The sequence below is a fragment of the Nocardia sp. CC213A genome (genome assembly GCF_030766805.1).
GTDB classification, from domain to species: domain Bacteria; phylum Actinomycetota; class Actinomycetes; order Mycobacteriales; family Mycobacteriaceae; genus Nocardia; species Nocardia otitidiscaviarum.
Genome location: NZ_JASFXA010000016.1, coordinates 139,557 through 153,506, shown reverse-complemented (window position 1 = coordinate 153,506; position 13,950 = coordinate 139,557). Strand labels below are relative to the sequence as shown.

14 protein-coding genes are annotated in these 13,950 nt (G+C 68.0%); 6 read left to right on the top strand and 8 right to left on the bottom strand.

Going from position 1 to position 13,950, the window contains the following annotated elements; genetic code table 11:
* The first annotated feature begins 12 nt into the window (after positions 1-12).
* The gene (locus QJS31_RS26585) at positions 13-1,911 is read left to right on the top strand and encodes a hypothetical protein (protein WP_282776401.1); all 1,899 of its coding nucleotides are present in this window, start codon (positions 13-15) and stop codon (positions 1,909-1,911) included.
* 606 nt (positions 1,912-2,517) lie between these two features.
* Here the strand turns inward: QJS31_RS26585 and QJS31_RS26580 are convergent.
* Positions 2,518-2,967, bottom strand: a complete 450-nt coding sequence (locus QJS31_RS26580) for a VOC family protein (protein ID WP_282776404.1) — start codon at positions 2,965-2,967, stop codon at positions 2,518-2,520.
* 79 nt (positions 2,968-3,046) lie between these two features.
* Between QJS31_RS26580 and QJS31_RS26575 the strand changes: the two genes are divergently transcribed.
* A complete protein-coding gene (locus tag QJS31_RS26575; RefSeq protein ID WP_282776406.1) occupies positions 3,047-3,634 on the top strand; it encodes a TetR/AcrR family transcriptional regulator in 588 nt (195 codons plus the stop codon).
* A gap of 91 nt (positions 3,635-3,725) precedes the next feature.
* Here QJS31_RS26575 and QJS31_RS26570 read toward each other — a convergent pair whose 3' ends face one another.
* Positions 3,726-4,625, bottom strand: coding sequence for a LysR family transcriptional regulator (locus QJS31_RS26570; protein ID WP_282776407.1), 900 nt, complete (start codon positions 4,623-4,625; stop codon positions 3,726-3,728).
* Positions 4,626-4,896: 271 nt separating this feature from the next.
* Here QJS31_RS26570 and QJS31_RS26565 point away from each other — a divergent pair, with 271 nt between their 5' ends.
* The 3 genes from QJS31_RS26565 to QJS31_RS26555 all read left to right on the top strand — a co-directional run bounded on the left by QJS31_RS26565 (position 4,897) and on the right by QJS31_RS26555 (position 7,632).
* The gene (locus QJS31_RS26565) at positions 4,897-6,525 is read left to right on the top strand and encodes an MFS transporter (RefSeq protein ID WP_306358011.1); all 1,629 of its coding nucleotides are present in this window, start codon (positions 4,897-4,899) and stop codon (positions 6,523-6,525) included.
* Between the two features lie 440 nt (positions 6,526-6,965).
* Positions 6,966-7,220, top strand: coding sequence for a type II toxin-antitoxin system Phd/YefM family antitoxin (locus QJS31_RS26560; RefSeq protein WP_282785086.1), 255 nt, complete (start codon positions 6,966-6,968; stop codon positions 7,218-7,220).
* The gene (locus QJS31_RS26555; RefSeq protein ID WP_282785087.1) at positions 7,213-7,632 is read left to right on the top strand and encodes a type II toxin-antitoxin system VapC family toxin; all 420 of its coding nucleotides are present in this window, start codon (positions 7,213-7,215) and stop codon (positions 7,630-7,632) included. The genes QJS31_RS26560 and QJS31_RS26555 overlap by 8 nt, the downstream gene beginning before the upstream one ends.
* Here the strand turns inward: QJS31_RS26555 and QJS31_RS37445 are convergent.
* Both QJS31_RS37445 and QJS31_RS26550 read right to left on the bottom strand, forming a co-directional pair.
* Complete coding sequence (locus QJS31_RS37445) at positions 7,549-7,806, bottom strand: DUF2399 domain-containing protein (RefSeq protein ID WP_372341713.1); 258 nt, start codon at positions 7,804-7,806, stop codon at positions 7,549-7,551. The two genes, QJS31_RS26555 and QJS31_RS37445, sit on opposite strands and share 84 nt — an antisense overlap.
* Before the next feature lie 137 nt (positions 7,807-7,943).
* A complete protein-coding gene (locus QJS31_RS26550) occupies positions 7,944-8,903 on the bottom strand; it encodes a GlxA family transcriptional regulator (protein ID WP_306358010.1) in 960 nt (319 codons plus the stop codon).
* A 73-nt stretch (positions 8,904-8,976) separates the two neighbouring features.
* Here QJS31_RS26550 and QJS31_RS26545 point away from each other — a divergent pair, with 73 nt between their 5' ends.
* Positions 8,977-9,171: a hypothetical protein gene (locus QJS31_RS26545; protein WP_306358009.1), complete on the top strand. Its 195-nt coding sequence runs from the start codon at positions 8,977-8,979 to the stop codon at positions 9,169-9,171.
* 151 nt (positions 9,172-9,322) lie between these two features.
* On the opposite strand, the gene QJS31_RS26540 is transcribed toward QJS31_RS26545, so the two are convergent.
* From QJS31_RS26540 to QJS31_RS26525, 4 genes are all read right to left on the bottom strand, one after another.
* Positions 9,323-9,895, bottom strand: a complete 573-nt coding sequence (locus tag QJS31_RS26540; RefSeq protein WP_306358028.1) for a LuxR family transcriptional regulator — start codon at positions 9,893-9,895, stop codon at positions 9,323-9,325.
* A gap of 1,060 nt (positions 9,896-10,955) precedes the next feature.
* Positions 10,956-12,044 (bottom strand): AAA family ATPase, encoded by a 1,089-nt coding sequence (locus tag QJS31_RS26535; RefSeq protein ID WP_306358008.1) that lies wholly within the window; start codon positions 12,042-12,044, stop codon positions 10,956-10,958.
* 78 nt (positions 12,045-12,122) lie between these two features.
* Positions 12,123-12,566 (bottom strand): hypothetical protein, encoded by a 444-nt coding sequence (locus QJS31_RS26530; RefSeq protein ID WP_282785090.1) that lies wholly within the window; start codon positions 12,564-12,566, stop codon positions 12,123-12,125.
* 158 nt (positions 12,567-12,724) lie between these two features.
* Positions 12,725-13,897, bottom strand: coding sequence for a thiolase family protein (locus tag QJS31_RS26525; RefSeq protein WP_306358007.1), 1,173 nt, complete (start codon positions 13,895-13,897; stop codon positions 12,725-12,727).
* Between the last annotated feature and the right edge of the window lie 53 nt (positions 13,898-13,950).

The window sequence follows — 13,950 nt, the reverse complement described above, 5'->3', positions numbered from 1 at the left end:
GAGCTGGTGCGGGTGGCCAGGATCAGAGCGCGGGACCGACTGCGATTCTGGTTCGACCGCACGATGGATCGCGGGACTCCGGCCTTGATCGGCTGGCTGGGTCTGGCGTCGGCAGTACTGATCGCGGTGATCACGGTGCTGGCGACACTGCTGGCACCGGCCGATGTCGCGGGGGTCAAGGGCGGCTGGGTGGGTGTGGCGTGGATGAGTCTGCTGCGCACGCTCGATCCCGGGACGATGGGCGGCGACGACGCGACCGTGTTCAGCGTGCCGTTCCTGGTGCTGATGCTGGCGGTGACGCTCGGCGGGGTCTTCATCGTCAGTTCGTTGATCGGTGTGCTGGTGACCGGCATGGAACAGCGGATCGCGCAGCTGCGCAAGGGCCGGGCGCCACTGATCGAGTCAGGGCACACCGTGGTGCTGGGCTGGTCGGATCAGGTGTTCACCGTGGTGGCCGAGCTGGTCGGCGCGAACAAGGGCACGCGCCGCTCGAGCGTGGTGATCCTGGCCGATCGGGACAAGGTCGACATGGAGGATCAGATCCGCGCCCGCGTCGGCGACACCGGCCGAACGCGGGTGACCTGCCGGTCGGGCAGCCCGCTCAAGCGGATCGATCTGGACCTGGTCAGCCTCGACACCGCCAAAGCGATCATCGTGCTGCCGCCACCGGGCGACGACGCCGATATCGACGTGATCAAAGCCTTGCTGCTGCTGAACAACCGGTCGTGGCCGACCCGGCGCCCGCACGTGGTCGCCGCGGTGCAGCAGTCGGAGAACCTGGCCGCGGCCCGGTTGGCCGCCGACGCGGACACCCTCGTCATCGACGCCGAGGACATCACGGTACGGATCGTGGTGCAGTCGCATCGCCAGTCCGGTCTGTCCACGGTGTGCACCGACCTGCTCGACTTCGCCGGCAACGGAATCTACCTGCGGGCCGAACCCACCCTGGCCGGGCGCACCTACGGTGACGCGCTGAGCGCCTATCACCTCGGTTGCCCGCTGGGACTGCGCCGCGGCGACGGGACCGTGGCGGTGAACCCGCCGATGGACACCATGATCGCCACCGACGACCAGATCATCCTGCTCGCCGAGGGCGATCTGCTGGTGAAGCCGGCGACGACCGAGCCGGTACCGGTCGTCACCGCGGCCCTGGCGACCGTCCCCGACCAGGCCCCCGTACCCGTCCCCGACCGGACCCTGCTGGTCGGCTGGAACGCGCGCGGCCCGTGGATTCTCGGCCTGCTCGACGAGTACGTCGCGCCCGGGTCCGTGCTCGACATCGCCGCCCCGCATCCCCCGCCCGACGAGGTCACCGACAGCCCCAGGGACAACCTGACCGTCGGCTACCGCGTCTGCGAACCGACCAGTCGGCGCTCGCTGGAAGCATTGAACCCGGGCAGCTACCAGCACGTCATCGTGCTCACCGACGACACGCTCGAAGAGGACCACGCCGACGACCGGACCCTGGTGACCCTGTTGCATCTGCGTGACATCGAAGTCCGCATCGGCGATCCGTACTCGATCGTCACCGAGATGAACGACGACGCCAACCGGGAGATCGCGCAGGTCACCAAGGCCGACGACTTCATCGTCAGCAGCAAACTGATCAGCCTGCTGCTGACCCAACTCGCCGAGAACCGCCATCTGCAAGCGGTTTTCACCGACCTGTTCGATCCCAGCGGCTCCGAGATCTACCTCAAACCCGCCCCCGACTACATCACCACCGACACCGAGATCAACTTCGCCACCCTCGTGCATGCCGCGCGCCTGCGCGGCGAGGCGGCCATCGGCTACCGGCTGCACCACCATGCGGACCAGCCACCGGCCTACGGCGTCACCCTCAACCCGCCCAAGAATGCCACGATCACCCTATCCGCACAGGACAGCGTGATCGTCGTCGCCGAAAACTGAACCCCACTATCCGCAGTGGGAACTCGGACCGGATAGGGGCGCAACAGATAACGATCGTGAGTGCGCCACGTTGCACCTCGGTCGCGAAGGCTCTTCAGACCGCGCAGAATTCCGGCCGGAAGGGTGCGTTGAGTCCGCGTGGTGGGCATACCCGACAACGACGTACCCCAAGGACCTCCGTGCCGTGTTCGTCGAAACCGTCGACAGGAACCGCCTAGCGCTTGCTGCCGTTCAGGGCAAAATCGGATTCTACGACCAGCCGTCCAGCGAGAAGATGCTGGTCAGTACTGTTCCCATCCATATAGTGCCCCGCCGGAGATTCGGGCCTGCGACCAGTCCAGAGTCGGCAAATTTCTGGGTCCTATCGACGAGGCTCAGCGCTGAGGACCAACCTCACCCGCATGGACACTTTCTCAGTGTCCAGCGGTACTGAAAATGTGCTCCATTCCCTGATGGCGCACAGGAAACAGCCCCTGACCTGGCAGTACCGGTCAGGGGCTGTGGTCGTTTCATCGGGCGAATCGGCCAATGCCACGACCAGCGCAGGTTCGCCGACAGCTCGGACGGCGAACCCGCGCAGCGCTTTCGCCCGTGAACCCCGCCGAATCAGTCGCCCAGCTTCTCGGCGAGCTCCGCGGCGTACTCGGGGCTGAACTGGGCGGCGTATTCCTCTCCCGGCGCGATCTCGCTGATCATGTCGAGTAGGACGCCGTTCGGGTCGGCGACGATGAAGTGTCGCTGACCGAACGTCTCGCTGCGGATCTCCAGTTCGGGTTTCATGCCGCCCCGCACGACCATGCGCTCCCACTCCGCGTCCACATTCTCGACCTCGAAATTCAGCAACAGACCCTGCACCGGCCTGCGGTATGCGGCGGGCACGGTGGGGTGGGTGTAGTCGAGCAGTGCGAGCTCGTAGGGCTTGGCGCCGGGCCGCCGCAGGCTGACGTACCAGTCGGCTTCGAACGTGATCTCGAATCCCAGCCACTTGGTGTAGAAGTCGCGGCTTTCCGCGATCTTGTCGGTGCCGAGGACGGGGTAGAAGCTGTTCAGTTCCATGATGTCGCCTTTCGCGTACCGCTGGTATGTGAGCTAGAGTAGTTCGCATACCAGCGGCATGTCAAGAGGAGGATTCCGGATGGTGAGCACCCTGCGCAGCCGGCAGCGCGAGGGGACCCGGCAGACCCTGCTGCGTGAGAGCCGACGCCTGTTCGCGGCGAAAGGTTATGGCGCGGTTAGCCTTTCCGAGATCGTCAGTGGCGCTGGGGTAACCAAGGGCGCGCTTTACCACAACTTCGCCAGTAAGGCCGAGGTGTTTCGTGCCGTACTGGAACAGGTGCAACATGAGGTCGGCGAACGCGTCGCCGCGGCAGCCGATGCCGAACCCGACCCGTGGAACCAATTACTCACGGGCTGCCGAACCTTCCTCACCGCCTGCACCGACCCCGACATCCAGCGCATCCTGCTGATCGACGGCCCCGCCGTTCTCGGCTGGCACGAATGGCGCACCATGGACGAGGCCGGCGCCGCCCGCCACCTCGGTGAGGCCCTGCAGTCCTTGATCGATGCGAAAATACTTGCGCCCCAACCGATCGAACCCCTCACCCACCTGCTCTCCGGCGCTATGAACGAAGCCGCCCTCTGGCTGCCGGGTGCCGACGACCCCAACGCCCTGGCCGACACCATCGCCGCGCTGCACCGCTTCCTCGAGGCACTTCGTCACTGAACCGGCCAGCCATCGAACGCGATCGATTCCTATGGAACAGGGCGTCAGCCCGGGCGTCGCGCGGGCCAAGTACGTCGAAACACGTACAGGCTCAACGAATGTCAGGCTCGTCGCGGGCGACGCGGCAGATGGTGTCGATGAAGGCGCGGGTGGCGGTGGTTTCGCGTGCGGTGGGCCACAGGAGCGCGTATTCGACGGGTGGGCCGTCGGACAGCGGGATGTAGGCGACGTCGTGACGGGTGTGGTACCGCTCGGCGCGGGCGGAGCTGATGGTGACGCCCTTGCCTTCGCCGATGTAGCTGATGATTTCGTGGAACGTCATGGTGACGGGGATGTGCTGGATAGGTGCGCCGGTCGGCGTGTGACGCGGATAGTAGAAATCGTAGGAGCCCGGTGGTAGTCCGGCGAAGGTGACCAGCGGAAAGTGCGCGAGATCTTCCAGCGATGCCGCCTTCTGCCGTGCGAGAGGATGCCCGGCGGGGACGAGTAGCGCGGAGGGCCCGGAGAACAGGACGGGACCGGTGGTGATGCCGGGTTCGTCGACCGGGCATTCGCTGAGCTGCAGATCGACTTCGCCCGCTTGCAGGGGGCCGTGCGGATCGGCCAGCGACATCTCCCGAATCCGCACCTCGCACTCGGGATACTCGGCGCGGAACTCGTCGGCGGCGCGGAACATCAGCTTGCCGGACCACGGTCCCGAGAATGCCAGGCGCAGCGGGCCGGTGACGCTCCGTGCGGCGGCGCTGGCGTTGTGGATCGCCTGCTGGACCAGCTGATAGCCGGTGCGCAGCTCGCTGTGGAATTGCCGACCGAGGGCGGTGAGTGTGACCCGGCGGCTGGTGCGTTCGAACAGCGGACCGCCGATGCGGCGTTCCAGCTTCTTGATGGTCTGGCTGACCCGTCCGGGGGAGAGGTGCAGGCGTTCGGCGGTGCGGGCGAAATGCAGTTCCTCGGCCAGTGTCAGGAAAGTTTCGATCTCGTGCCGTTCCATCCCCGACTACCCTTTAATCCCGCTAAACATCAGTTCACCCTATCGCTGTTGTGCCTCCCGGTCATACGGAGTGACGATGAGGGTTTGCCGTTCGTGACTCGTGCCCGGAGGGATTCGAGCGAGGTTAGTTTCGCTAAACCTCCCTTTGTCAGATCGTCATTGCTGCAGGTCACCGCGTTGATCGAGGCTTGAGGAGTACGAACGGCCGACCTCCCGGCCGAGGTTGCCGGCGATCGGGTCCGATCGCCCCTCGATTGGAAGTGGAATCTTCATGCGATCTTCTCCACCCACCGCTGCCGCTACCGTCCCGCGTGCCGGCGTGAAGGAATGGCTCGGACTCGCGGTGCTGTTACTCCCTACGGCGCTGCTGTTCCTCACCATGACGGTGCTCTTTCTGGCAACCCCGGATATCGCCGCGGATCTGCGTCCCAACAGCGGGCAGCTGCTCTGGATCAACGACATCTACGGATTCACGATGGCCGGGCTGCTGGTGGCCATGGGCACCCTCGGTGACCGCATCGGCCGCCGCCGGATTCTTCTGCTGGGTGCCATCGCTTTCGGCGCCGCGTCCGCCGTCGCAGCCTTCGCGCCGAGCGTCGAGACGCTGATCGCCGCACGTGCGGTCATGGGCGTGGGCGCCGCCGCCGTCATGCCGTCCACCCTGTCACTCATCAGCAGCATGTTCCCCGATGCCAGACAGCGCGGTACCGCCGTCGGTTTGTGGGCGGCATCGGTGTCCGTCGGTGTCGCTACCGGCCCGCTGTTCGGCGGCCTGCTGCTGGAGAACTTCTGGTGGGGAGCCACACTTCTCGTCGGTGTACCGGTCATGGCGGTGGTGGTGCTGGCCGTGCCCGCTCTGGTCCCGGAATACCGCACTCCGCGCGCCGGGCGACTCGACCTGCCCAGCGTCGCACTGTCTTTGGTCATGATGCTGCCGGTTGTCTACGGCATCAAAGAGCTCGCCGCGTACGGTGTGACCACCACCGCGGTCGTCGCGGTCCTCGCCGGTGTCGCACTGTTGACGGCCTTCGTGCGCCGCCAGCTGCGTCTCGACGAGCCGCTGCTGGACATGCGGCTGTTCAGCAACCGCACCTTCAGCAGCGCGCTGGGTGTGACGCTGCTCAACACGGTCGCGCTCGGCGGTGTCTACCTGCTCTTCACCCAGTATCTGCAGCTGGTCGAGGGACGGTCGCCGCTGGAGTCGGGCCTGCTGATTCTGCCGGCCGCGGTGATGCTGGTGATCGTCTCGATGCTCGCACCCGTGCTCGCCCGCCGCATCCGCCCGGCGTACATCGTCGCCGCGGGCAGCCTGCTGTCGGTGCTGGGCTATCTCGTACTCACACAGGTCGATTCCGCCTCCGGGCTGGCCCTGCTGATCGTCGGCTTCTATATCCTCTACCCCGGTATCGCGCCGGAGATGGCCCTGGTCACCGATATCGCCCTCGGGTCGGCCCCGCCGGAGAAGGCCGGCGCCGCGTCCGCGCTCAACAGCACCGCGAGCGACCTCGGTGTCTCGCTGGGCATCGCCCTGCTCGGCAGTGTCGGCGCCGCCGTCTATCGCACCGACATGTCCGATATCGACCTGTCCGGCGTCTCCGCCGATGTCGCGGCCGCCGCCCGTGACACGCTGCCCGGCGCCTTGGCGGCCACCGAGAATCTCCCCGCCGCGGTCGGCGACGCGTTGCTGACATCGGCGAAAGAGGCGTTCGCCAACGGCCTCAACGTGGCCGCGGCGACCGCGGCGGGACTGGTCATGCTAGCGGCGGTGCTCTCGGCGACCCTGCTGCGCCGCGTCCCACCGACCGGCACAGCCGTATCCGAGAACTCCGCCGAATCGGACCTCCCGAACCCAGCGGATGCGGATCCCGCCGCCGAGCAGTCGAAAACCCTAGTGCGGTAACGAGCCCCGCCAGGGTGGGTGCCGCAGAATTCCCATGCTCGACGCAATTACACAGGTCAGGCCCGGCGGATCGCCGGGCCTGACCTGTGACGCGGCGGAGTCCGCACCCTGGTTCTCATCGAGACCCAAGCCCGCGCCGCACCGGGCTGGACCCCGATACGGAAGCCTCCACAAGCCGCCTTGGTGGTGCTCGCGGACGAACTCTGCGAATCCACCACATTCGTGCCATACCCCCGCAGCGCGCCGAGGTTGGTGCGAGGTTATGTCCGTCGTCGCTCGTGGCGTCCCGCAGTTCGGTCGAGACGATGCCGAATACCGGCGACATCCTGCCGGTCTTTGCCTCTGCGGGGTCGAGCGTGAGTGATATCCCATTCACGCCGCACGATTCACGCCGCACGCCGCCATAGCCGCGTATAGCATCAGTTGCTATCATGGGCTTCATGACCAGGACCATCACCCAGGCCGAGCTGCGAAACGGCAGCGCTGCCGTCATGGACGCCCTGCTTGCGGGTGATGACTTCATCATCACCCGCAACGGCCGACCCGTCGGCGAACTTCGCCCAATCACCACGAGGCGAACCGTGAGCGCAGCCGAGGCAAAGCGCCGATTCGCCCGATTCGCCGATATCGCTCACAGCGCTGCGGAACGTGCGGAAATCGACGAAGCCTTCGGCGAGGACCGATTGGATGACTGACTCGAATCTCGCCTTCCGCCACCCGGTCGGACTATTGGATACCTGCGTATGCATCGACCTCCCCCTGATCGATGAAGCCGCTCTACCGGTCGAACTCCGAATCAGCACAGTGACACTGGCCGAATTGGGACTGGGCACGGCAATGGCCACCACCGCGGAGGTACTGGCAGTTCGCACCGAACGCCTCCTCGAGTTCGAGCACACCTTCGACGCCCTGCCGTTCTCCTCCACTGCGGCAAGGCGATTCACATCCATGGCGAAACTCGTCGTCGCGGCCGGGCGCAACCCCAAGCCACGACGGATGGACCTGATGATCGCCGCCATCGCCTCAGCGAACGACCTCCCCCTGTTCACCCGCAACCCGGACGATTTCAAGGGAATCGAGCCTCTGCTCACCGTTGTCGCCGTCTGACCGACGCACTGCGCTCGCGGGTGACCATGCCGGGCTGCCATCCGGCCAGCCGGCGGCCAGCGGCCGCCGATGGGGGGCGAGATCCCCGATCAGTTCGTCGAGAACGAGTTCTTCCTCGATGCGCACACCGTGCCGGTGCAGTGTCGGAGCCAACTCGGCGTCCCAGGCCGCGATTGATCGAGCGACGTTCCAGGCTCGTCAGCGGATAGTGCAGCTGTAGACGAATCGACGCCACTCACCGTGCGGTATCGTGACCGCCCGCTTCCAGGCGACGAAGCCCTCCGTCAGCGGACCGGGCGATCCCGGTCAGGCTATGTCGACCGTCCGGCGAAGCGATTGCGGTACCTGCGCGGCGAGATTCCCACCTCCTGTGTGAACGCCGCCCGGAATGTGACCGGCGAACCGTAGCCGACATCGAACGCGATCCGCTCCACGGGATGATCGGTCACCTCGAGCAGTTCGCGAGCGGCTGCCACTCGCTCCCCCGCGACCCACCGGATCGGCGTGGTCCCGACATCCCGGTCGAACCGGCGGGCCAGGGTGCGGGGCGACATGTTCGCGGCCCGGCCGAGTTCGTCGAGGGTGATCGGCCGGTGCAGGTTCGCACGGAGCCAGCAGCGCAGCTCGTCGAGCCATGCCGCGGCGTCGTCGAGTGGTTCGGCGTGGGTGTACTGGGCCTGGTCGCCGTCTCGATGGGCCGAGATCACGAGGTTCCGGGCGATCATGTTCGCGGCCCGGTCGCCGTGATCCTGCCGAATCAGATGCAGGCACAGGTCGAGACCGGCGGCCGAGCCCGCACTGGTGAACACGCCGTCGTCTTCGACGTAGATGGCGCGCGCATCGACCTCGATCCGCGGATACATGCGCTGTAGCAGCGGTGCGTGCCGCCAGTGGGTGGTTGCACGGCGGCCGTCGAGCAGACCGGCTTCGGCCAGCGCGAAGGTGCCGGTGCACAGGGCCGCCAGCCGCGTGCCTCGGTCTGCTGCCGCGCGCAATTCGCGGACCAGCCGCTGGCCCACCGATCGTCCGGGTGGCACGGCGGGAACCAGCACCGTGTCGCTCTCGGACAAGGCGCCCAGCGGACGTTCCGGGCTGAGCCGCGCACCGGTATGAGTTCGTACCCCACGCAGATTGCCGCAGAGCGTCACGTCGTAGAGCGGGCCCGTCCGGTAGTCCCAGTCGTATCCCAGCGCTTCCAGCGGCATACCGATCTCGAACAGCGTCATGCCGTCGACGAGTGGGATCGCAACGGTCGGCCGGCGAATAGTCATCGTGTCAAAATCCAATCGCTCTATGTCCATCTTGCCACTCGTATCCAGGCCGGTCCACTGCGACTGTGGAGGTATGCACGACGTGACTCGGCTCCCGACAGCTACCGACGATTCCCGCTGCGGCGCGACCCGGTGGATCCAGGAACTCGCCCGGCGATTGTGGTCGGGCCTGCGTCACATGGCGTGGGGCCTGGACGCATTCGCCCGCATTCAGCACGGTCTCGACGTGCCGCCGGACCATCCGGCTCGGGCAGCGAACGCGGGGTGAGCCAGCCCAACCACCGACCAGGCGCGACATCGGCAATGGTCTGGGTCGAACGGACCTCACCGGCCAGTCAGGCCACGTGATCGAACCTGTCACCTCACAGTGCAGCAGACCCGCGCCGCACCGCTGCAGCGGCGGTCGCGGATGGACGGTGTCACAGCGTGAATCGGACGAGTTCGGTGCGCTTGGTGATGCCGAGCTTCGGGTAGGCGCGGTAGAGGTGGTGGCCGACGGTGCGGGGACTGAGGAACAGTTGGGCGGCGATGTCGCGGTTGCTGAGTCCGGCCGCGGCGAGCCGGACCACCTGCAGCTCTTGGGGAGTGAGGCGAGCCGCGGGGTCGTGATCGTGCGGCCGGGCGACCGGGCGGTCACCGAGGGCGGTCAGTTCGGCGCGGGCTCGGTCCGCCCAGTCGGTGGCCGCGAGTCGCTCGAAGATGCGCGACCCCTCGGACAGGTGGGTGTGGGCCTCGGTGCGGCGGCGCTGCCTGCGCAGCCATTCGCCGTAGAGGAGTGCGGTGCGTGCGTAGTCGTAGGTGTGTTCGCCCTCCGCGTGCAGTCGAAGGGCGGTGCCGTAACACTTTTCCGGGTCGTCCGTCGCCGACAGGGCGAGGCAGCGTTGCACCAGCGCGTCGGCCTGCGGCCGGCGGGTGTGCTCGGCCCACTCGGTGAGTGCGGGCAGGTGCCGATCCGCCTGTGCCGTCCGGCCGCCGCGGATGGCCGCCTCCATGTGATCCGGAATGGCTCGAACCAGGAAGTCCCGGCGACCGGGCCCGGTGCAGACGGACTCCAAATATTCCGTGGCCGTGTCGAATCGGCCCTGACCGAGGTCGAGCAGACCGAGCGCCCAGGTGGCGAGGGCGGCATTGGTGGGATGCCGAGCCCGGTCACGGAGCATGGTCGCGGCGTGGGTGCGGCAGCTGTCGGCGTTGCCCGCCACCGCCGCCAGCCACGCCGGGATGGCGGACATGATGAGGGCCTGGGTGTGCTGGCCCAGTTCGGCCGACGTCGACAGTGCCTCGGTGACAACGGTTTCCGCGTCGCGGAAGCGCCCCTGGAGCAGCAGCGCGATCGCCAGCGGCTCCTGGGCGTAGGGGAGCCAGCCGAGCGCACCCGAACGGCGGGTATCGGCGACCAGCGCCTCCAGTATCTCGGTGGCGGCCCGATCGTCGATGATGAGCGCCAGATATCCGGCCAGCACCCGCTCCACCATGCCGGGCATGCGTCCCTCGCGCGCTGCGGATATCAGCCGACGCATACCGGCCGTGCCCGAGCGAGCGCGGCCGTCGAACAACTCGCCAACGCCGATCATGCCGTCGACCACCGGCCGCAGCGGATCGTCCGGTGCGAGCCGCACGTCGGCGAGCAGTCGCGCGGCACGGCTCACCAGGTCGTGCGCGCCGCCGTCCTTGGCGCATCCGATGGCGTCGGTGAGCATCGAGACCGCTTGCCGCGGCAGGGTGTCGACTATCGGTGCCGCGCCCGCCAGCATCAGGGCGGCGGCGGTGGTCGGCGAATCACGCTCGTAGGCGATCTGGGCTCGGACCCAGCTGAGGTCGGCGAGAACGGTTCCGCTGGTGGCGATTTCCGCTGCGGTGCGCGCGCAGTCGGCGGCCTGGTCGAGGGCTCCGGCGTCATAGGCCGCGCGAGCGGCGGCGGCGAGTCGTCGGCTGCGCTGTTCCGGATCGGGACTCAGCCGGGCACTGCGTTCGAGTGCGTGCGCGACCGCGGCCGTCCCGCCGCGTCGGGCGGCACGCCGGGCCACCTGCTCCAGGGTGGCGGCGGCGGTCTCATCGACGGTGATGGTGGCCGCGGCCAGATGCCAGGCGCGATGGTCGGCGTAGTCGGCCCCGGTCAGCGTGTCGGCGAGGCTCCGGTGCGCGTCGAGTTGCCAGTGGCGGGGCGCACTCTGGTAGGCGGCGGTCCGAATCAGGGGATGCCGGAACGAGATTCGCTGGGCGGACAGCTCGATGAGGGCGGCCTGCTCGGCCGGTTCCAGGTCGGCGGCGCTCAGTCCGAGCCCGCTCCCCGGCACGCACCACGATCGGCGGATCCGCGGTGACATCGGCCGCGGCCAGCACCAGCAGCCGCCGCGTCGCCTCCGGAAGCGCTCCTATCCTGGCGCTGAAAGCGGCCTGCACCTGCCTGTCCACGGGCAGCGGCTCGACGGGTAGCGACCACGTGCTGCCCGTCGCCGCGCGCGAGGTGATCGCCGCGGTGAATTCGATGATGGCGAGCGGGTTTCCGCGTGCGTCCGCCAGGATCCGGGCGCGCATCGGACCGGTCAGGTCGCCCGCCCGCTGATCGAGCAGTGCGGTCGCGCCGACGCGGTCCAGCGCGGCGAGCCCCTTGGTCTCCAGCCCGGCGGCCGGGAAGTCCGGGACATCCGCACGCGCGGTGAACACCATGGCCACCGGCTCCTGCCGTAATCGCCTGGCGGCGAACAACAGCGCGTCGAGGGAGGCTCGGTCGAACCAGTGCGCGTCATCGACGAGGCATACCACGGGGCCGTCGGCGGCCAGCTCGGACAGCAGCGACAGGGCGGCGACATTGGTCAGGAATCGTTCGCCGATATCGTGGTCGGACAGGCCGAAGGCGGCGCGCAATGCCTGCGCCTGGGGCTCCGGCAAGGTGGCGAGTCGATCCAGGTAGGTGTGGAACAGCAGGTGCAATCCGGCGAAGGGGACCTCGACCTCCGACTCGATGCCCACGCCGCGCAGCACGCGCAGCCCCACTGCGGCGCGTTCGGCGCGGTCGAGCAGTGCGGTCTTGCCGATCCCGGCCTCACCGCGGATCACCAGGGCGCCGCCGTGCCCGTCGCGCGCGTTCGCGAGCAGGCGCTCGATGCGCGCCAACTCCTCCGCCCGCCCGAGTATCACCACTGCACGGTAACAACCGGCCGCGCTCGCGGGGGGCGAAGCCGGACCGGTGCGGTCCAGGTCCGGCGCGCCCTCGGTCTACCGTTGGCCGACGCGGGTCATGGTGGAGTCGTAGCCGCCGCCCCCGGGGTACACCCAGGCCCCGTCCATCACGTCACCGGCGGGGTCGAACGAGCCCCGGAAATACGCCGGTGACCCCTTCTCCCCGGCCCAGATGGTGAGCGCGTCGCCGTCCATCTCGTACACGTAATCCAGCGTCTCGCCCTTGTCGCCGTAATACCTGCTCTTGATGTCGGCGCTGGGTTCCTCGGCTCCGAAGGGCCGCTCCCGCCCGATCACCTCCATCCCGACGATCCGTTCCCCGTACTGCTCCAATTCCACATCCTGGATCAGGAACCGCCGCCCGGTCATCCAGCGGTAGGTGACGGTTCCCACCGCACCCCCGGTGACCCGCCACGTCCCCACCAGCCGATCCAATGCGGCCACTGCGGGATCCACTGCCTGATCGACATGCTCGCTCATCGTCATCTCCTCTGCGTGCTCACCGCGGATGCGGTCGCTGTCATCACGAGGACGACGGTATGAGTGGGCCTATCGGTACCCGCATCGGTCGAATTACCGGTGGGCGTGGCGAGGTGTCGCCGGTAGCGGCGACGCACCGGGGCGGTAACGGTGCTCGACTACCGAATCCGTTCGTAGACGGTGGCGTTGGCCAGACCTCCTGCCTCGCACATGGTTTGCAGGCCCCAGCGGGCGCCGCGGTCGTGCATGGCGTGGACGAGCGTGGTGGCGAGGCGGCCGCCGGAGGCGCCGAGGGGGTGGCCGATGGCGATGGCGCCGCCGTTGACGTTGACCTTGGCGAGGTCGGCTCCGGTGTCGTGGGCCCAGGCCAGGACCACGGAGGAGAAGGCCTCGTTCACCTCGAAGAGGTCGATGTCGGAGAGTTGGAGTCCGGCTCGGTGCAGGACCTTTCGGGTGGCGGGGATGACGGCGGTCAGCATGAGCAGGGGGTCGTCGCCCGCGACGGCGAAGCTGTGGACGCGGGCGAGGGGACGCAGGCCGAGCTGGGCGGCTCGTTCGCTGGTCATGATGAGCACCGCGGAGCTGCCATCGTTGATCTGGCTGGCGTTGGCGGCGGTGATGTTCCAGGAGATCTCGGGGAAGCGGGCCGCCATGGCCTCGCTGTGGTAGGCGGGGCGCAGGCCCGCGAGGGTGTCGAGGGTGCTGCCCACCCGGATGCCTTCGTCGGCGGTGAGTCCGGCCAGTGGGGCCAGCTGGGCGTCGAAGGATCCGTCTTTGGTTGCGCGGGCGGCTTTTTCGTGGCTGGACAGGGCGAACTCGTCGAGCTGGGTGCGGCCGAGATTCCAACGGGCGGCGATGAGTTCGGCGCTGATGCCCTGCGGGACCAGGCCCTCCGGGTACCGTTCGGCGAACGCGATGCCGGTGATGTCCTGCGCGCCGATCAGGTTGGCTCCCATGGGAACCCGGCTCATGGACTCCACACCCGCGGCCACGGCGATGTCGTACGCGCCCGCGATGACGCCCTGGGCCGCGAAGTGGATGGCCTGCTGACTGCTGCCGCACTGGCGGTCGACCGTGGTGGCGGGTACGGATTCGGGGTATCCGGCGGCGAGCGCGGCGCGGCGGGTGAGGTTGGAACCCTGCTCGCCGACGGCGGTGACCACGCCGCCGATCACGTCGTCGATGAGTTCGGGGTCGATGCCGCTGCGCGCCACCACTTCTCGCAGGCTGTGCGCGAGCAGGTCGACCGGGTGCACGTCGTGCAGGGCTCCGGTGGGCTTGCCCTTGCCCACGGGGGTGCGGACGGCTTCGACGATGACTGCGTCTCTCATGGCGATTCCTTCGCATAGGCCGCTGCGTCGCGGCCGACCTTCCGGCGGCTGGC